Source organism: Nocardia sp. NPDC051833 (assembly GCF_040681225.1).
Lineage (GTDB): Bacteria > Actinomycetota > Actinomycetes > Mycobacteriales > Mycobacteriaceae > Nocardia.
Genome location: NZ_JBFAYK010000001.1, coordinates 1,958,064 through 1,975,169 on the forward strand (window position 1 = coordinate 1,958,064; position 17,106 = coordinate 1,975,169).

At 66.9% G+C, this 17,106-nt stretch carries 19 protein-coding genes and 4 tRNA genes; 7 read left to right on the plus strand and 16 right to left on the minus strand.

Annotation, left to right across the window (positions count from 1 at the left end):
* Nucleotides 1–509: 509 nt before the first annotated feature.
* From AB0L91_RS08545 to rplJ, 3 genes are all read right to left on the minus strand, one after another.
* The gene (locus AB0L91_RS08545; protein ID WP_355273829.1) at nt 510–1,580 is read right to left on the minus strand and encodes an ABC transporter ATP-binding protein; all 1,071 of its coding nucleotides are present in this window, start codon (nt 1,578–1,580) and stop codon (nt 510–512) included.
* 243 nt (nt 1,581–1,823) lie between these two features.
* Nucleotides 1,824–2,210 carry a 50S ribosomal protein L7/L12 gene (gene rplL, locus AB0L91_RS08550; protein WP_355273832.1) on the minus strand — a complete coding sequence of 129 codons (387 nt, stop codon included), beginning with the start codon at nt 2,208–2,210 and terminating at the stop codon, nt 1,824–1,826.
* A gap of 60 nt (nt 2,211–2,270) precedes the next feature.
* A complete protein-coding gene (rplJ, locus tag AB0L91_RS08555) occupies nt 2,271–2,801 on the minus strand; it encodes a 50S ribosomal protein L10 (protein WP_218719611.1) in 531 nt (176 codons plus the stop codon).
* A 403-nt stretch (nt 2,802–3,204) separates the two neighbouring features.
* Here rplJ and AB0L91_RS08560 point away from each other — a divergent pair, with 403 nt between their 5' ends.
* Nucleotides 3,205–4,818, plus strand: coding sequence for an MFS transporter (locus AB0L91_RS08560; RefSeq protein WP_365008333.1), 1,614 nt, complete (start codon nt 3,205–3,207; stop codon nt 4,816–4,818).
* 78 nt (nt 4,819–4,896) lie between these two features.
* Here the strand turns inward: AB0L91_RS08560 and rplA are convergent, their stop codons facing one another.
* The 10 genes from rplA to AB0L91_RS08610 form a co-directional block, all read right to left on the minus strand.
* A complete protein-coding gene (rplA, locus tag AB0L91_RS08565) occupies nt 4,897–5,610 on the minus strand; it encodes a 50S ribosomal protein L1 (protein ID WP_336084266.1) in 714 nt (237 codons plus the stop codon).
* 80 nt (nt 5,611–5,690) lie between these two features.
* Entirely contained in the window at nt 5,691–6,125 is a 435-nt protein-coding gene (rplK, locus tag AB0L91_RS08570) for a 50S ribosomal protein L11 (protein WP_019049397.1), read from the minus strand.
* Between the two features lie 239 nt (nt 6,126–6,364).
* Nucleotides 6,365–7,159, minus strand: coding sequence for a transcription termination/antitermination protein NusG (gene nusG, locus AB0L91_RS08575; protein ID WP_355273838.1), 795 nt, complete (start codon nt 7,157–7,159; stop codon nt 6,365–6,367).
* A gap of 112 nt (nt 7,160–7,271) precedes the next feature.
* The gene (secE, locus tag AB0L91_RS08580; protein ID WP_357342609.1) at nt 7,272–7,643 is read right to left on the minus strand and encodes a preprotein translocase subunit SecE; all 372 of its coding nucleotides are present in this window, start codon (nt 7,641–7,643) and stop codon (nt 7,272–7,274) included.
* Between the two features lie 31 nt (nt 7,644–7,674).
* Nucleotides 7,675–7,747: transfer RNA gene (locus AB0L91_RS08585), tRNA-Trp, on the minus strand.
* Nucleotides 7,748–7,944: 197 nt separating this feature from the next.
* Entirely contained in the window at nt 7,945–9,012 is a 1,068-nt protein-coding gene (locus AB0L91_RS08590) for a fused (3R)-hydroxyacyl-ACP dehydratase subunits HadA/HadB (RefSeq protein ID WP_365008338.1), read from the minus strand.
* Nucleotides 9,013–9,156: 144 nt separating this feature from the next.
* Complete coding sequence (rpmG, locus tag AB0L91_RS08595; protein WP_019049401.1) at nt 9,157–9,327, minus strand: 50S ribosomal protein L33; 171 nt, start codon at nt 9,325–9,327, stop codon at nt 9,157–9,159.
* A gap of 36 nt (nt 9,328–9,363) precedes the next feature.
* Nucleotides 9,364–9,439 (minus strand) — tRNA-Met (locus AB0L91_RS08600).
* Nucleotides 9,440–9,497: 58 nt separating this feature from the next.
* Nucleotides 9,498–9,570: transfer RNA gene (locus AB0L91_RS08605), tRNA-Thr, on the minus strand.
* 309 nt (nt 9,571–9,879) lie between these two features.
* A tRNA-Tyr gene (locus AB0L91_RS08610) sits at nt 9,880–9,962 on the minus strand.
* Between the two features lie 177 nt (nt 9,963–10,139).
* Between AB0L91_RS08610 and AB0L91_RS08615 the strand changes: the two genes are divergently transcribed.
* Nucleotides 10,140–10,631 carry a YajQ family cyclic di-GMP-binding protein gene (locus tag AB0L91_RS08615; RefSeq protein ID WP_316576178.1) on the plus strand — a complete coding sequence of 164 codons (492 nt, stop codon included), beginning with the start codon at nt 10,140–10,142 and terminating at the stop codon, nt 10,629–10,631.
* A 19-nt stretch (nt 10,632–10,650) separates the two neighbouring features.
* Here AB0L91_RS08615 and htpX read toward each other — a convergent pair whose 3' ends face one another.
* Together htpX and AB0L91_RS08625 are read right to left on the minus strand one after the other, a co-directional pair.
* Entirely contained in the window at nt 10,651–11,514 is an 864-nt protein-coding gene (gene htpX / locus AB0L91_RS08620; protein WP_365008343.1) for a zinc metalloprotease HtpX, read from the minus strand.
* 37 nt (nt 11,515–11,551) lie between these two features.
* The gene (locus AB0L91_RS08625) at nt 11,552–12,574 is read right to left on the minus strand and encodes a polyprenyl synthetase family protein (RefSeq protein WP_355273851.1); all 1,023 of its coding nucleotides are present in this window, start codon (nt 12,572–12,574) and stop codon (nt 11,552–11,554) included.
* 145 nt (nt 12,575–12,719) lie between these two features.
* Between AB0L91_RS08625 and AB0L91_RS08630 the strand changes: the two genes are divergently transcribed.
* The 3 genes from AB0L91_RS08630 to AB0L91_RS08640 are packed head-to-tail and all read left to right on the plus strand — an operon-like array spanning nt 12,720 to nt 14,880.
* Nucleotides 12,720–13,985, plus strand: a complete 1,266-nt coding sequence (locus AB0L91_RS08630) for a geranylgeranyl reductase family protein (protein WP_365008346.1) — start codon at nt 12,720–12,722, stop codon at nt 13,983–13,985.
* Nucleotides 13,986–13,992: 7 nt separating this feature from the next.
* Nucleotides 13,993–14,454 (plus strand): AraC family transcriptional regulator, encoded by a 462-nt coding sequence (locus AB0L91_RS08635; protein ID WP_365008349.1) that lies wholly within the window; start codon nt 13,993–13,995, stop codon nt 14,452–14,454.
* A gap of 9 nt (nt 14,455–14,463) precedes the next feature.
* Nucleotides 14,464–14,880 carry a VOC family protein gene (locus AB0L91_RS08640; protein WP_365008352.1) on the plus strand — a complete coding sequence of 139 codons (417 nt, stop codon included), beginning with the start codon at nt 14,464–14,466 and terminating at the stop codon, nt 14,878–14,880.
* A gap of 42 nt (nt 14,881–14,922) precedes the next feature.
* Here the strand turns inward: AB0L91_RS08640 and AB0L91_RS08645 are convergent, their stop codons facing one another.
* Nucleotides 14,923–15,420: a DUF2505 domain-containing protein gene (locus tag AB0L91_RS08645; RefSeq protein ID WP_355273860.1), complete on the minus strand. Its 498-nt coding sequence runs from the start codon at nt 15,418–15,420 to the stop codon at nt 14,923–14,925.
* Nucleotides 15,421–15,459: 39 nt separating this feature from the next.
* Here AB0L91_RS08645 and AB0L91_RS08650 point away from each other — a divergent pair, with 39 nt between their 5' ends.
* Both AB0L91_RS08650 and AB0L91_RS08655 read left to right on the plus strand, forming a co-directional pair.
* Nucleotides 15,460–15,885 carry a DUF3592 domain-containing protein gene (locus AB0L91_RS08650; protein ID WP_355274640.1) on the plus strand — a complete coding sequence of 142 codons (426 nt, stop codon included), beginning with the start codon at nt 15,460–15,462 and terminating at the stop codon, nt 15,883–15,885.
* A 72-nt stretch (nt 15,886–15,957) separates the two neighbouring features.
* Nucleotides 15,958–17,100 carry a glycosyltransferase family 1 protein gene (locus AB0L91_RS08655; RefSeq protein WP_355273863.1) on the plus strand — a complete coding sequence of 381 codons (1,143 nt, stop codon included), beginning with the start codon at nt 15,958–15,960 and terminating at the stop codon, nt 17,098–17,100.
* The last annotated feature ends 6 nt before the right edge of the window (nt 17,101–17,106 follow it).

Consider the following 17,106-nt stretch of genomic DNA (forward strand, 5'->3'; position numbering starts at 1 on the left):
CCGCGACCGTCGCTTGTCTGCTACGAATTCCGCTGGTTACAACCCGAACGAAACCCGAACAGGCAGCAGCGGAAGTAACACCGGAAGGTGGAACTTACGTGTGCGAATCAAGGTGTGGACAGGAGGCAGCCAGCGCAACGTCCAAACTTACACCCACATATAGAGGGGTGTCAACATACCATCCGTGCGACCGCTCACACGGCAAACGCGCCGAACTCCCGTGACGCTGGCCGCGTCGGTCGTTCTGGGCGCTGGGGCCCCTGCGCAGCTGACACTGCTGTGAATAGGGTGACGGTTCGCGCGCGCCTCGTCAAGTGGCGCGGCGCGGTCTGTCCGAGAAGTGAGATCGCCTGGCGCGCTGGGCATCCCCGGCCGGAACCGCGGCTATTTTACTCGCGACACGCCGAAGACGCCAACCCGGGAAATGCCCGTTCAGCGGCTGTTTTCCGACATGAACGCAGCGAGCCCCGGCCGTGACGGCCGGGGCTCGCTGGTATCGCCGGGTGCGCTCAGCCGTTGATCTGGCCGTGCGGAATCGTCTTGCTGTCGAAGGCCGCGGTGGGGTGCTCGCTGCCGTAGGCGGCCATCACCTGGGTGTCGTCGGACTGGTCCAGCGACTCGCGGATGGCGACCTGCGCCGCGTGCGGCAGGGTGTGCATGATCTCGCGCACCCGCGCCTGACGGCGGAACACGGCCTGGCGAACCGGCATGCCCGGCTCGGCCTTCATCTGCGGGATGATGCCCTCGATCTCCTCGGCGCCACCGTGGTGGTGACCGGCGTCGACGAGCGCCTGCTCGCGCGCCATCTGCGCCTCGTCCTTCTCCTCGGACATACCGATCGGGCCGATCATGCGGCCGTTGAGGAACTGCTTGACCACCGGCTCGTCGCTGGTCAGCAGCACTTCGCGGGGGCCGAACATGACCAGCTGGCGGCGGAAGAGCATGCCGATGTTGTCCGGCACGGTACGGGCCAGGTTGATGTTGTGCGTCACGATCAGGATCGTGGCGTCGATCTGCGCGTTGATGTTGAGCAGCAGCTGCGCCAGGTACGAGGTACGCACCGGGTCCAGACCGGAGTCGGGCTCGTCGACGAGGATGATCTGCGGGTCGAGGACCAGGGCGCGGGCCAGGCCGGCGCGCTTGCGCATACCGCCGGAGATCTCGCCGGGCAGCTTGCCCTCGGCGCCGAGCAGACCCGTCAGCTCGAGCTTCTCCATGACGATGCGCTTGATCTCGGTTTCCGACTTCTTCGTGTGCTCACGAAGCGGGAAAGCGATGTTGTCGAACAGATTCATCGAGCCGAACAGCGCGCCGTCCTGGAAAAGGACGCCGAACAGTTTGCGGATCTCGTAGAGCTCCTTGTTGGAGCAGGTGGTGATATCGGTGCCATCGATGAAGATGGAGCCGCGCTCGGGCCGCAACAGGCCGATCAGCGACTTCAGGAACACCGACTTACCCGTACCCGAAGGGCCGAGCAGGGCGCTCACCTCGCCCGAAGGGAGCGTGATCGACACGTCCTGCCAAATACGCTGCGACCCGAAGGATTTGGTAACACCCTCGGTCCTGACCTCGACGCCCACGCCTACCTCCATTGTTGCCTGCGAGCAGCCCACCCCGCTGACCGCGCGCTTACATCACGGCGGTGCGTCACGACACTGTGGGTCCGGTCACTGTATCCCATCAGTGAGACAGGGCACACCCTTCATCTGACTGAAGAGTAACCCACCCGGTTGATACAGCGCGTATCACCATCCCATGTCCGGATATATAACAAACGGGCGGCCCCCGGAGGGACCGCCCGTTCGCGAACGCGAAGCGCCGAATTACTTGACGGCAACCTTGGCGCCGGCCTCTTCCAGCTTGGCCTTGGCGGCGTCGGCGGCCTCCTTGGTGACCTTCTCCAGGATCGGCTTCGGGGCACCCTCGACCAGGTCCTTGGCTTCCTTCAGGCCCAGGCCGGAGACGATCTCACGGACCACCTTGATGACCTGGATCTTCTTGTCGCCGGCACCCTCGAGGATGACGTCGAACTCGTCCTGCTCCTCGGCGGCGTCAGCCGGAGCGGCGCCACCGGCGACCGCGGCGACGGCGACGGGGGCAGCAGCGGTGACCTCGAACTTCTCCTCGAACGCCTTCACGAAGGAGGACAGCTCCAGGAGGGTCATCTCCGAGAAAACGTCGAGCAGCTCTTCGGTGGACAGCTTGGCCATGATTGTTCCTTTCGGTAGTGAATGTCTGTTTGCGCGGGCGGTAACACCCACACGGGGGTATTACTCGGCAGCGCCTTCGGCCTGCTTCTTCTCCTGCAGCGCGGCGGCCAGACGGGCCACCTGACCGGCAGGAGCCGAGAACAGCCCGGCAGCCTTGGACATGTTGCCCTTCATCGCACCGGCCAGCTTGGCCAGCAGGACCTCGCGGGTCTCCAGGTCGGCGATCTTCTCGACCTCGGACACGGACAGCGCAGCGCCGTCCATGTAGCCGCCCTTGATGATGAGCGCCTTGTTGTCCTTCGCGAAGGTCTTGAGGGCCTTCGCGGCGTTGACCGGCTCACCCTGGATGAAGGTGATGGCGGTCGGTCCGACGAACAAGTCGTCCAGGCCCTCGACGCCCGCTTCCGCGGCCGCGAGCTTGACCAGGGTGTTCTTGGCGACGGAGTACGTGGCCTCGGCGCCGAGCGCGCGACGCAGCTCGGTGAGCTTGCCGACCGAAAGACCACGATATTCCGTGACAACAGTGGCCGTGGAGTTCTTGAACTGCTCCGCGATCTCCGCGACAGCGGTGACCTTTTCAGGCTTCGCCATACTTCGCCTCCTCTCTGATGTCGGTTCGTGAACGCGCACTACCGAATTCAGGGGCCGGCGACAAAACTAACGCCCCGGACGCAAGGCGTACCGGGGCGCGAAAATATCGGCCTCAGCTCTCCCTGCGTGGGCCGCCGGCAATGTCGCCGGACCTTCGATCGACACCGCGCAAGCGACATCGACGACCAACGGTCTTCGGTAGAACGAATGGGTAGTCATCGAACATGTCGATGACCGGAGTCCACTGTACCGGCACCTGCCCCGATCTGCCAAAACGCGCCCGGCGGTGCCGGATTCGCCGACTTTCGAAGTGACTCAGCCCACATTCGATGGTTCGAAGTGGCAGCAATCTCACCGGAAAGGTGTTACGTTCGGTGACAGTAACCTGCTTCACTTCTCAACTATGGCAACCTCCATAGTCGCTCCACCAGTGCTGCTGGACCGGCGTCCGCAGCGATTCCTCGCACTCGTCGTCATCTGCCTGGCCGAACTGCTGGTCGTCCTCGACAACACCATCGTCAACGTCGCCCTCCCCTCCATCGGCGTCCAGTTGCAGACCGGCGTCTCCGGCCTGCAGTGGGTCGTCGACGCCTACACCCTGACCTTCGCCGGATTGCTGCTCGCCGCGGGCAACCTCGGTGACCGCTACGGCCGCAGGCGGATCATGATCGTCGGCCTGATCGGCATCGCGGTGATGTCGGTCGGCGGCGCGCTCGCCGGATCGATGACGCAGGTCATCGCGGCCCGCGCGGCCATGGGCGTCTTCGCCGCCGCGGTCTTCCCGGCCACCCTGGCCCTGATCATCAACATCTTCACCGACAAGCGCGAACGCGCGCTGGCCATCGCCGCCTGGACCGCGATGGCGGGCTTCGCCATCGCCATCGGCCCGATCTCGGGCGGCTGGCTGCTCGAACACTTCAGCTGGCACTCGGTGTTCTGGATCAATGTGCCGGTGGCCCTGGTCGCGCTGATCGCGACGCTGATCTGGGTGCCGGAATCGCGCGCCGAACAGGTCGGCAGGCTGGATCTGCCCGGCATCTTCCTGTCGATCGCCGGCATCACGCTGGTGGTGTGGGCGATCATCGAGGCGCCGCACAACGGCTGGCTCTCGCTCACCACCCTGTGCACAGCGACCCTCGGCGCGCTGCTGCTCGCCGCGTTCGTCGTCTGGGAATTGCGTTCCGCCGCACCGATTCTCGATATGCGGCTGTTCCGGAATCGCCGATTCTCGCTGCCCGCCTTGGCCATCGCGATCGGGTATTTCTCGATGTTCGGCTTCCTGTTCCTGATCACCCAGTATTTCCAGGGCGTGCGTGAATACACGCCACTCGAATTCGGTATCGCGTCTTTGCCGTTCGCGTTCTCGGTCGCGATCGGCGCGCCGGTGGCCACGCTGCTGGCACAGCGGGTCGGTACGACCGCGGTCCTGGTGATCGGCCTGCTGCTCACCGGGCTTGGGCTCTATCTCGGCGGCCAGGTCACCGTGGACAGCACCTACCTGATCGGGGTGCTGCCGTCGATGGTGTTCATGGCGCTTGGCCTCGGCATCGTGCAGGGCCCCGCGACGGAATCGATCATGTCCTCGCTCCCGCTCGACGAGGCGGGCGCCGGGTCGGCGGTCAACGACACCACCAGGGAGATCGGCGGCACCCTCGGCGTCGCCGTGCTCGGCTCGATCGTGGCCTCGTACTACACCAGCCGAATCGGTTCCAGGATCGACGCCATCCCGGTCGGCATCATGAACGAGCGGGAGAAGGAACTGGTCAAGGCGAGTCCGCTCAGCGTGCTCGAGCTGCGCAAACGCGAACTGGCCCCGTTCTTCGAGACCCAGCGCGAGAACCTCATCGTCGCGATGAAGTCCGCGACGCTCCAGGGCGCGCACGCCGCCTCCCTCGTCGCCGCGGGCGCGGTGCTGGTGTGCGCGATCATCGTGGCGATCTTCCTGCCGTGGAAACCGCAGGGCGGCGATTCGGTGCTGCTCGGCTGGCGCACCACAACCGACGACGACCAGAACTGACCCGGAAAAACCGCGAGGGTGGGAACGCAGTGCGTTCCCACCCTCGTGGTCGATCAGGAGCTACCTGTCAGTCGAAGCTCACGCATCCTCGTCGAGGAGGTTGCGGGTGCGGTTCGGGTCCACCGGGATGCCCGGTCCGGTGTTGGTCGAAACCGTGATCTTCTTGACGTAGCGACCCTTGGCGGTCGACGGCTTCACACGCAGGATCTCGTCCAGCGCGGCGCCGTAGTTCTCCACCAGCTTGGCGTCGTCGAAGGACGCCTTGCCGATGACGAAGTGCAGGTTGGCCTGCTTGTCGACGCGGAAGTTGATCTTGCCGCCCTTGATGTCGTTGACGGCCTTGGTCACATCGTTGGTGACGGTGCCCGTCTTCGGGTTCGGCATCAGACCACGCGGGCCGAGGACACGCGCGATGCGGCCGACCTTGGCCATCTGGTCCGGGGTGGCGATCGCGGCGTCGAAGTCCAGCCAGCCGCCCTGGATCCGCTCGATCAGGTCCTCGGCGCCCACGGCGTCGGCACCGGCGGCCTCGGCCTCGGCGGCCTTCTCGCCGGCGGCGAACACGATGACGCGGGCGGTCTTACCGGTGCCGTGCGGCAGGTTGACGGTGCCACGGACCATCTGGTCGGCCTTACGGGGGTCGACGCCGAGACGAACGGCGACCTCGACGGTCGCGTCGGTCTTGGTGGTCGAGGTCTCCTTCGCCAGGCGCGCGGCGGCCAGCGGGGAGTACAGCTTGTCGCGATCGACCTTCTCAGCAGCGGCGAGATACGCCTTGCTTCGCTTTGCCATGATTCTCTGTCCTTAATGTTCTGGTGTCAGATGTGGTTTTCCGGGCCTGGCCGGCCCTCCCACATGGAGCGAGAGTTCGCTCAGCCCTCGACGGTGATACCCATCGAACGGGCGGTACCGGCGATGATCTTCGCGGCCTGATCGAGATCGGTGGCGTTGAGATCCTCGGCCTTGGTCTTGGCGATCTCCCGGACCTGGTCCATGGTGACCTTGGCGACCTTGGTCTTGTGCGGCTCGGCCGAGCCCTTCTGCACACCGGCGGCCTTGAGCAGCAGACGCGCGGCGGGCGGGGTCTTCAGCTTGAAGTCGAACGTCCGGTCCTCGTACACCGAGATCTCGACCGGGATGACGTTGCCACGCTGCGACTCGGTCGCGGCGTTGTACGCCTTGCAGAACTCCATGATGTTGACGCCGTGCTGACCGAGCGCGGGGCCGACCGGAGGAGCCGGGTTCGCGGCGCCGGCCTGGATCTGCAGCTTGATGATCCCGGCGAGCTTCTTCTTCTTGGGGGGCATCTTTCTTCCTTGGGTTTCGGGTTCCTTACGGTTGCCGTAAGCCTGTTGCGGGATCGCTCCCACGCCGGGTCCAAACCCGGCATTCGCGCACGACCACGACACCGGGCGGAAAACGCCTGGCGCGGGTCTACACACGAACTGTCACACTCTACCGAACCGCGCCGAAGCGGCCGCAGCCGGGAGGGTCGTTCAACGACAACGGCACCGCCGAGGCGGTGCCGTTGCGAAGCTGGTTCGAGCTAGATCTTGGAGACCTGGGTGAAGTTCAGCTCGACCGGGGTCTCGCGACCGAAGATCGAGACGAGCACCTTGAGCTTCTGCTGCTCGGCGTTGACCTCGCTGATGCTGGCGGGCAGCGTCGCGAACGGGCCGTCCATCACGGTCACCGACTCGCCGACCTCGAAGTCGACCTCGATGATCGGCTTGGCCGACACCTCGCCGGTGGACTCGGCACCGGTCGACGTCGTCGCCGCCGCGGCCGCCTTCTTCTGCTGCGCACCGGCCGGGACCAGGAACTTCACGACCTCGTTGATGGTCAGCGGGGTCGGCTTGGCGCCGGGGCCACCGCCGGTCATACCGACGAAACCGGTGACGCCGGGGGTGTTGCGGACCGCGCCCCACGACTCGTTGTTCAGTTCCATCCGGACCAGGATGTAGCCCGGCAGCACCTTGCGGTTGACGTGCTTGCGCTGGCCGTTCTTGATCTCGGTGACCTCTTCGGTCGGCACCTCGACCTGGAAGATGTAGTCCTCGAGGCCGAGGTTCTGCACGCGGGTCTCGAGGTTGGTCTTGACCTTGTTCTCGTAGCCGGCGTAGGAGTGCACGACGTACCAGTCGCCGGGGACGCGGCGCAGCTTGGCTTTCATCGACTCGACCGGGTCGGCTTCGGGGTCTTCCTCGGTGGCGACGGCCTCGACGACGGTCTCGTCGGCGTCAGCGAGCTCGGTGGTGGCCTCGACCTCGTCGGTGGCGTTCTCCGCCACGGCGTCGTCGACCGGGAACTCGTCGTTTGTTTCGTTCTCCGGGGTGCTCACTGGGGCACTCGCTTCCTGTGTCGTCACTACATCCTCTGGGCCGGGTCGGGGGCGCGGAGCGCACACTCCGCCGTTCCGGCCCGGGATCGGCTACCGGCGTCGGTGTCGGCGATCAGCCGAACAGCCAGTCGACACCCTTGATGAACGCCGTATCCAACCCGAATATGAACGCGACCATGAAGACCACGAACACCAGAACGACGGTCGTGTAGGTGACCATCTGCTTCCGGTTGGGCCAGATCACCTTACGCAGTTCCGCGATGACCTCTCGCAGGAACTTGATCAGCCGCTTGAACGGGTTGCCCGTGGACTTCCCCGCAGTCTTGTCCGCCTTGCGAGCGGACCGATCCAGCGTGGCCACCGAACCGGTGTCCACCGGCGCATCCGACGTGCGCGCACGGCGAGCTGTCCGCTTGCCGCTCGGCCGAGTGGCAGCGGCGGTATCGTCGCCGTCTTCGGCGCGAGTATCCCGCTCGTCGCTCACGTCGATCCTTCCTCGTCGCTGGCATTCAGGGCAGGGGCGACAGGACTTGAACCTGCAACCTGCGGTTTTGGAGACCGCTGCTCTGCCAATTGAGCTACGCCCCTTCGGTTGGACCAGCCTGAGCTGTAGTGCCCAACCACAGTCGATATTCGATTATCGAGCTCTGGTGCCACACAACATGCGCGCCGCTTCCATGGGGATCAGATCCCCGGGAAGATCAGCGCGCAGCAGCCGGTGACCCCAGAGTCCCGAGTGTACGTTACCGCGTGCGGTATTTGCCAATCCGGGACAGCCGACCAGGTCAGGACAGCTGAACGGTAGCCGTGGCCCGCCCGAAGATCTTCTTGCCCGCCGACTTCGCCGTGATGGCGACGACCGCGGTCCTGGTCTCCGGATCGACCGACTTCACCTTACCGGTGAACTCGACCTCGGCCGGTGCGTCGGACCCGACGTAGACCGGGCTGGTGAAGCGGACGTTGTACTCCTTGACCGCGCCGGGATCGCCGAGCCAGGAGGTGACGAAGCCGCCGCCGAGACCCATCGTGAGCATGCCGTGCGCGACCACGTCGTCGAGGCCGACGAGCTTGACGATCTCGTCGCTCCAGTGGATCGGGTTGGCGTCACCGGAGACGCCCGCGTAGTTCACCAGATCGCCACGGGTGAGCCGGACGGTGCGCGGGGGCAGTTCGTCGCCGGCCGTCACGCTGTCGAAGGACAGGGCGCTGACACTGAAGAACGGCTCCGGCTGCTTGGTGACCGGATCCGGGGTGATCTCGGTGGGCAGGTCGGCGGGCGCGTGATGCGCCGGCTCCTCGAGGCCGTGCATCAGGATGTTGCGCACCGCGTCCGACATCGTGGGATCGATGTCACCGCCGCTGCGGCCGATGAGCGTGGTGTAGGTGGTGAGCACCAGCTCGTCGTCCTGCGCGGTGACGATGTTCTTGGTCACGATGATGTCGCCGCCGAAGGCCTGCCGGAAGGAATGCAGGTACACATCACAGGTCAGCTGGTCGCCCACCCGGATGGGGCGGTGGAATTCCAGGATCTGGTCGGTCTGCATGATCTGGCTCAGGTCGTAGCCCGTGACAATCTGCTCGAACAGCTTGCGCTGGGCCAGGATGCCGACCAGCGAGATGAAGGTGAGCGGGGCGAGCAGGCCGTCGTGGCCGTGCTCGCGCGCGACCTCTTCCTCCCAGTGCACCGGGTGGTAGTCCTGGACGGCACGGGCGTATTCGCGCACCTTCTCGCGGCCGACCTCGTAGTAGTCGTCGACGCGGTAGTGGTGGCCGACCATCGCCGCGGCGTGCGCGGCGGGATCGACCGGTGCGGCGGCTGCGGCGGTGACCGCTTCGTCGGTTCCGGTGTTCACTGTCACACCGTGGACCTTACTCACACGTAGCCGGGTCACAACGTCGAGCGGGGTGTATTCACCCGCTCGGCGAGGTACTGTATCGCCCCCGCAAACGCACGAAAGGCCGGACTCTCGTCCGGCCTTTCGGCAAAGCTTGGTGAATCAGCGCGACTCGCGGTGCGCCCGGTGGGTTCCGCAGTTCGGGCAGAACTTCTTCAGCTCGAGGCGGTCCGGGTCGTTGCGCCGGTTCTTCTTGGTGATGTAGTTGCGGTGCTTGCACTCTTCGCAGGCCAAGGTGATCTTTGGCCGGACATCGGTGGACTTCGCGGCCACGATTTGCCTTCTTTCCGGTCTGGGCTGAGTCGTTATTGGTAGCGATGGCCGGACTTGAACCGGCGACACAACGATTATGAGTCGTTTGCTCTACCGACTGAGCTACACCGCCACGGCGGACCTGTTACGGTGGGCCGGCGGGAATGTCGGTCACCACCGGCAATCCGGCGAGCCCCCTAACGGAATCGAACCGTTGACCTTTTCCTTACCATGGAAACGCTCTGCCGACTGAGCTAAGGGGGCATGACTACGTGGCACAAGGTGTCTTGGTCGGCGAACCGATCCGAGCGACCCCGTGCTCCGGCGTCCTGAAAGAGATTACACACTTCCACCGAAGAGCACCAAATCGCCAGGTGAGACCCTATTTTTACCCGCTGGCAACCCACTGATCACGCACGAACATGGGTAACTCCCCCACCACCTCGCCCCCGAGCGAGAACGCCGCAAGCCCGAGAACGAACAGTCGACCTACCGGAAGACCCGCAAAATCGCGGAGAGGCGGAGGAGCACAGCAAAGAACCCCGCCGATCTGATGATCGACGGGGTTCGATGTGGCAGATGTAGGATTCGAACCTACGTAGGCTTTCACCGACAGATTTACAGTCTGCTCCCATTGGCCGCTCGGGCAATCTGCCTTGTGCGCCGTTTCCGGTGCGCTGAGCAGCTTACAACGAACCCACACCCACAATGCAAACCGCCTGCACAACGACCCTGCGAGCACGGTCGACGGGGGCATACGGGTACAACTGTCTCGGTGGCCGGCACACCTGTCGGCCCACCCGTTGGCAGACCGTGAGGGACAGGAGCGCAGTGTGGCTGATTCGTCATTCGACGTGGTGAGCAAGGTCGATCGTCAGGAGGTCGACAATGCGCTGCACCAGGCGGAGAAGGAGCTGAACTCCCGCTACGACTTCAAAGGCACCGATGCGGCGATCGCGTGGTCGGGCGAGGAAGCCATCGTGCTGACCGCGAACGCCGAGGAGCGGGTCAAGGCCGCGCTCGAGGTGTTCAAGGAGAAGCTGATCCGCCGCGACATCTCGCTGAAGGCGTTCGACGCGGGCGAGCCGCAGGCCTCGGGCAAGGTGTTCAAGATCACCGGCACGCTGGTGCAGGGCATCGACACCGAGAAGGCGAAGAAGATCTCCAAGAAGATCCGCGACGAGGGTCCCAAGGGCGTGAAGGCGCAGATCCAGGGCGAGGAGCTGCGGGTCAGCAGCAAGAAGCGCGACGACCTGCAGGCCGTGATCTCGCTGCTCAAGGGCGAGGACTTCGGCATCGCCCTGCAGTTCGTGAACTACCGCTAGATCGGCGGCACGGCGGCGCTCAGTGCCGGTGGGTGCCGCCCGCCATCTCTTCCAGTCGCTTGATCCGCTCCGCCATGGGCGGGTGCGTCGAGTACCAGCGGGCGATGCGGTCGCCCGCGCGGAACGGGTTGGCGATCATCAGGTGCGATTCGCTGGTGAGTTTGGGGTCCGGCGGCAGCGGGGCCACCTGGACGCCGCGTTCGATCTTGCGCAGGGCCGAGGCCAGCGCCAGCGGGTCACCGGTGAGTTCGGCGCCGGACTGATCGGCCTGGTACTCGCGGGAGCGGGACACGGCCATCTTGATCAGGCCCGCCGCGATCGGGCCGAGCAGCGAGACCAGCAGCACGGCGATGATGTTCGGCCCCTGTCCGTCCCGGCTGCCGAACGAACTCGCGAAGAAGGCCATGTTGGCCAGGCCGGTGATGATCGAGGCCATCGCGCCCGCCACCGACGAGATCAGGATGTCGCGGTTGTAGACATGCGACAGCTCGTGCCCGAGCACCGCGCGCAGCTCCCGCTCGTCGAGTAACTGCAGGATGCCGCTGGTACAGCACACCGCGGCATGGCGGGGATTGCGCCCGGTCGCGAACGCGTTGGGCGCGTTGGTCGGGCTGATGTAGAGCCGCGGCATCGGCTGCCGGGCCGTGGTCGCCAGCTCGCGCACGATCCGGTACATGACCGGCGCTTCCAGTTCGCTCACCGGTTGCGCGTGCATCGCCTTCAGCGCCAGTTTGTCGCTGTTGAAGTAGGCGTAGGCGTTCATGCCGACGGCCAGCACGATCGAGATGATCAGGATCGTCGGGCTGCGGAACATCGCCCCGATGGCGACGATGAGCGCCGACAGCCCGACCATCAAACCGAAAGTTTTGATCCCATTGGGCATGATCGGAGAACGTGTCTGCGGCCGGGATAGTTCCTGGTCAGCCGACCCGTTCGATGGTGTAGCGGACCAAGCGGGTGAGGGCCTCGTTGGCCGGGCCCGCCGGGAGGGCGGCCAGTTCGGCGTCGGCGAGGTCGGCGTATTCCTGGAGCTTGGCCTTGGCCTTGGCCATGCCGGGTGAGCGACGCAGCAATTCCAGCGCCTCCTCGACCTCGGCGTCGGTGTCCAGCGGGTGGTCGAGCAGCGTGCGCAGGCGGTCGCTGTCGGCGCCGGACTCGCGCAGGGCGTAGAGGACGGGCAGGGTGTGCACGCCCTCGCGCAGGTCGGTGCCGGGGGTCTTGCCGGACTGCTCGGCCGAGGACGAGATGTCGATGATGTCGTCGGAGATCTGGAAGGCGGTGCCGACGGCGTCACCGAGGCGGGCGAGCCGCTCGACGTGCTCGGGGCCGGCGCCGGAGAAGGTGCCACCGAAGCGGCCCGCGGCGGCGATGAGCGAGCCGGTCTTCTCCCAGACCACGCGCAGGTAGTGCTCGACCGGGTCCTGGGTCTGCTTGGCACCCATGGTTTCCCGCATCTGGCCGGTGACCAGCTCGGCGAAGGTCTCGGCGATGATCCGGACCGCGTCGGGGCCGAGCGTCGAGGTGAGGCGGGAGGCATGGGCGAACAGGTAGTCGCCCGCCAGGATCGCGATGTTGTTGCCCCACCGCGCGTTGACGCTGACCGCGCCGCGCCGCTGGGGCGCCTCGTCCATCACGTCGTCGTGGTAGAGCGTGGCCAGGTGCACCAGCTCCACCACCGTGCCCGCGGTGACCAGGGCCGGATCGGTGGGATTGGGACCGAGCTGACCGGTGAGCACGGTGAACAGCGGCCGGAAGCGCTTGCCGCCCGCGCGCGCGAGATGCAGCGCCGCTTCCTGCAGGAATTCCGCACCGTCGGAGAGTTCGTCGACGAGCAGTTTCTCGACCGCGGCCAGCCCGTCGCGCACGGTGGCGGCGAGTTCGGGATCGACGAGATCGACCCCGGCAACCACGGTGCTCTCGTCGCTCACAGCCGATGTGCTCATTATCTTCTCCCAGCGATGCGTCCGACCCCGACGGGTAGCAACCTAGCGTGTTCCGGCGCCAGGGCCGATGAACACGGTCACACAGTGACTATTCCCGGTGTACCCGACACTCTCGCACAGCGGCCGGGGGTGCCAGTATTGAGCCATGGGTTCACCGGATCTCACCCCCGCCGACCACGCGCCGCTGCCCGCCCACGTCGAGGTGCTGGTGGTCGGGGCCGGACCCGCGGGATCGGCGTCGGCGGCCTGGGCCGCGCGGGCCGGACGCGATGTCCTGCTGCTCGATTCCGCGGTCTTCCCGCGGGACAAGACCTGTGGTGACGGCTTGACACCGCGGGCGACCGCCGAGCTGGAGCACCTGGGTCTGGGCGAGTGGCTGCGCGCGCACACGGTGAACCACGGGCTGCGGATGGCCGGCTTCGGCCGGGAGGCGCTGCTGCCCTGGCCGGGCGGGTCGTTCCCGACCTACGGGAGTGCCGTTCCCCGAACCGAACTCGACGACAAACTGCGCGAGACCGCGATCAAATCGGGTGCGCGGATGGTCGACGGCGCCAAGGTCACCGAGGTGCTGCGCGAGGGCGAGCGGGTCGGCGGGGTGACCGTGCGGATCGGCGAGACCACCCACACCGTGCGCTGCCGGGTGCTGGTGGTGGCCGACGGAGTGCGCTCCCCCATCGGAAAACAGCTGGGCCGCACCTGGCATCGGCGCTTCGCCTACGGCACCGCCGCGCGCGCCTACATCAAGTCGGGGCGCAGCGACGATCAGTGGATCTCCTCGCACCTGGAACTGCGCAATGCCGCCGACGAGCTGGTCCCCGGCTACGGCTGGATCTTCCCGCTGGGCAACGGCGAGGTGAATATCGGCGTCGGCTCGCTGGCCACCGAGCAGCGGCCCTCGCACATCGCGCTCAAGCCGCTGATCGAGCACTACACCCGGTTGCGCCGGGAGGAGTGGGAGCTCGAGGGCGAGCTGCGCGCGGTCGCGTCGGCGCTGCTGCCGATGGGCGGTGCGGTCTCGAACGTGGCCGGGGTGAACTGGGTCCTGGTCGGCGATGCCGCGGGCTGTGTGAACCCGCTCAACGGCGAGGGCATCGACTACGGCCTCGAGGGCGGGCACCTGCTGGCCGGGCTGCTCGACGAGCCCGATCTGAGCCGGGTCTGGCCGCGCCTGCTGCGCGAGCGCTACGGCCGGACCTTCTCGGTGGCGCGCAGGCTGGCCGGGCTGGCCACGCACCCGAAGATGGTCCCGCTCGGCGGCCCGCCGGTGATGCGCTCGAAGTACCTGCAGCGCACGGCGGTTCGGGTGATGGGCAATCTGGTGACCGACGAGGACGTCGACCTCACCGCCCGCGCCTGGCGAGCCGCGGGCCTGGCCTCGCTGCGCGCCGACGAACTGCCACCGTTCAGCTGACGACGCCGTGAGCGGGACGGCGCGCCGACCGGTCCTGGCCCTGCTGCCGCATCTGCGCAGGGCCCGCGATCTGATCGATCAGCGCTACGCCGACCCGCTCGATCTGGACGACCTCGCCCGCGCGGCCGGGGTCTCCAAGTACCACTTCCTGCGGGCGTTCACGGCCGTGTACGGGCGCACGCCGGGCGCCTATCTGGCCGAGCGGCGGATCGAGCGGGCCCAGGACCTGCTGCGGGCGACCAATCTGACCGTCACCGAGGTGTGCATGCTGGTCGGGTACTCCAGTCTCGGCTCGTTCAGCAGCAGGTTCCGGCGGATGGTCGGGGTCACGCCGAGCGAGTATCAGGCCAAGTTCGCCGACGGCGCGCCGCACATTCCGGGCTGCTACGTCTTCATGCACGGGCTTTCCGACCGGGTCCGCCCAGACACCGCAATTTCGGAGAAGCCCGGCGGCACCGGCCCGTCCTAGCCTCGGGTCATGACAACGATCACGAACGTTTCCCTGGTCACCGTGTATGTGACCGATCAGGACGCCGCCAAGCAGTGGTACGTCGACAAGCTCGGATTCGTCGAGACGGCGGATGTGAGCATGGGCGACAACGGCTTCCGGTGGGTGACCGTCGCCCATCCGGAGCACACCGAACTCGAGCTCACGCTGATGGTGCCGGGGCCGCCACTGACCGACGACCTGGCCGAGGCGATCCGGCGGGCCCTCGCCGACGGCACGCACGGCGCGCTCGGGCTGCGCACCGCGGACTGTCAGAAGACTTTCACCGAGCTCACCGCCAAGGGCGTCGAGTTCATCCAGCCGCCCGCCGCGCGGCCGTACGGCACCGAGGCCATCATCCGCGACAACTCGGGCAACTGGCTGGTCCTGGTCGAACCGAGCGCGTGAGCGCGGTGCCGCCCGGCCCGGCGGGCGGCACCTTCCGGCGATCTACTTGGTGGCGAAGCGGTTCTCGATGAACTTGCGTTCACTGTTGAGCACGCGCTGGTGCAGCTGCTCGGCCAGCGGCTCGATCGCGCCGCCGACCAGCGGCACCTTCACGGTGACGGTGCCGACGACCTCGATCTCACTGCCCTCGGCGGTGGGCCGCAGTTCGTAGGTGCCCGACATCTCGGTATTGATGCCGCCGGTCTTGCCGGTGAAGCTGCCCTTGGCGATCTCGCCCTGCAGCGGCTGCCAGTTGTCGGTCCTGGACAGCACCAGATCGCTCTTGAGCACCTTGCGGACCAGACCGGGGACCTTGTCCCGGCCGGGCGTTTCGGTCATATGGAGGCGAATCGAACCCGGCCCGTCGGGATGGGAGAGTTCGAGGGTCGCGGTCTCGGCGGCAGCGAATCGCTCCTGCCAGACCGCATCGTCGACGAGTGCCCGGTGAAGATCTTCGACCGGGACTGCGTAGGGCACGGTGAAGCTGAATTTTCGGGACATGGCGGCAACGGTACTGTGTGCCGGGTGTCGGATGTGAGCCTGTCGGAGCGGCGGACCAAGCGCCTGCGACGGGCGCGGACGTCGGTGCTGGGCGTGGCCACCGTGATCAGCGTGCTGATGGTGCTGCTGGTTCTCGCGGCCTGGCGCAACGACTTCGAGATCGAGCATCATCGCGGCACCACCTCCGGCGAGGTGCTCTCGGCGGGCAGGCTGCGGTCGGCGGTCATGTACGTGACGCCGGACAGCGTCACGCACAATCCGAAGGTCGGCATTCTGTATCCGACCAATCTGACGGCCGGGCAGCGGATCAATGTCGAGTACAGCACCCGCGACCCCGATCTGGTCCGGGTCGCCGGGCGCGACGCCCGGGTGGCGATCATCCCCGCGGCGTCGGTGATCGTGGTGGTCTGGGCGCTGGCGCTGCCGGTGCTGTGGCTCATCCGGCGCAAGCAGCGCGAGGCGTAACTTCGCCTGCTGTTCGTCCCGGCTTCACGTCGGTGTGGGGGTGTCGCGCGGTGTGGCGGTCACCCTGAGGTGGTGCGCGTAGCCATCGTGGCGGAGTCCTTCCTGCCGAACATGAACGGCGTCGTCAACTCCGTGTTGCGGGTGTTGGACCACCTGGACCAGCACGGACACGACGCGATGATCGTGGCACCCGACACCCTGCGCGGCGCACCACCCGCACCCCGCTTCCACGGCCGCTTCCCGGTGCACCGCGTGCCCGCGATGATGGTGCCGAAGGTCAGCTCGCTGCCGGTGGGGCTGCCGCAGCCCGGGATCACCGCCGCGATCGCCGCCTTCGATCCCGATGTGGTGCATCTGGCCTCGCCGTTCCTGCTCGGCGCAGGCGGGCTGGCCGCGGCGACCCGGCTCGATCTGCCCTCGATCGCGGTGTATCAGACCGATGTCGCCGGTTTCGCCAAAAGTTACGGCCTCGGCCTGGCCGCCCGCGCCGCCTGGGCGTGGACGCGCCGGATCCACGAGGGCGCCACCCGCACGCTGGCGCCGTCCTCGGCGGCCGCCCAGGACCTGGCCGAGCACGGCATTCCCCGGGTGCACCGGTGGGGCCGCGGCGTCGACATCGACCGGTTCAACCCCGCCGCGCGCAGCGCCGACCTGCGGGCGAGCTGGCTGGGCGGCGAGGACCGGCTGGTGGTCGGCTTCGTCGGCAGACTCGCCCCGGAGAAGCACGTCGACCGGCTCGCGGCGCTGGCGGGCGATCCGTCGATCCAGCTGGTCGTGGTGGGTGACGGCCCGGAACGCGCGCGGCTGAGCAGGCTGATGCCCGGCGCGGTGTTCACCGGCGAGCTCGGTGGCAGCGAACTGGCCACGCATTACGCGAGCCTGGACGTGATGGTGCATCCGGGCGAGCACGAGACGTTCTGCCAGGGCGTGCAGGAGGCGCTGTCCTCCGGTGTGCCGGTGATCGGCCCGGACGCGGGCGGGCCGCGCGATCTGATCGCGCACTGCCGCAACGGCTACCTGCTGCCGGTCGACCGCTTCGCCGAACTGCTGCCCAGCGCGGTGTCGGCCCTGCGTGACCAGGGCCAGCGCGCCCGGTTCGCGACGGCGGCCCGCAAGTCGGTGCTGCACCGCACCTGGCCCGCGATCTGCACCGAACTGATGACCCACTACGCCGAGGTGACCGGCATGCGGGACCGCTTGCCGCGCTCGGCGTAGAGCGCC

Coding starts and splice junctions, on each gene's coding strand:
- rplL (WP_355273832.1), bottom strand. CDS start 2,210: ATGGCCAAGCTGTCCACCGAAGAGCTGCTCGACGTTTTCTCGGAGATG.
- rplJ (WP_218719611.1), bottom strand. CDS start 2,801: ATGGCGAAGCCTGAAAAGGTCACCGCTGTCGCGGAGATCGCGGAGCAG.
- AB0L91_RS08560 (WP_365008333.1), top strand. CDS start 3,205: ATGGCAACCTCCATAGTCGCTCCACCAGTGCTGCTGGACCGGCGTCCG.
- rplA (WP_336084266.1), bottom strand. CDS start 5,610: ATGGCAAAGCGAAGCAAGGCGTATCTCGCCGCTGCTGAGAAGGTCGAT.
- rplK (WP_019049397.1), bottom strand. CDS start 6,125: ATGCCCCCCAAGAAGAAGAAGCTCGCCGGGATCATCAAGCTGCAGATC.
- htpX (WP_365008343.1), bottom strand. CDS start 11,514: ATGCCCAATGGGATCAAAACTTTCGGTTTGATGGTCGGGCTGTCGGCG.
- AB0L91_RS08625 (WP_355273851.1), bottom strand. CDS start 12,574: ATGAGCACATCGGCTGTGAGCGACGAGAGCACCGTGGTTGCCGGGGTC.
- AB0L91_RS08630 (WP_365008346.1), top strand. CDS start 12,720: ATGGGTTCACCGGATCTCACCCCCGCCGACCACGCGCCGCTGCCCGCC.
- AB0L91_RS08640 (WP_365008352.1), top strand. CDS start 14,464: ATGACAACGATCACGAACGTTTCCCTGGTCACCGTGTATGTGACCGAT.
- AB0L91_RS08645 (WP_355273860.1), bottom strand. CDS start 15,420: ATGTCCCGAAAATTCAGCTTCACCGTGCCCTACGCAGTCCCGGTCGAA.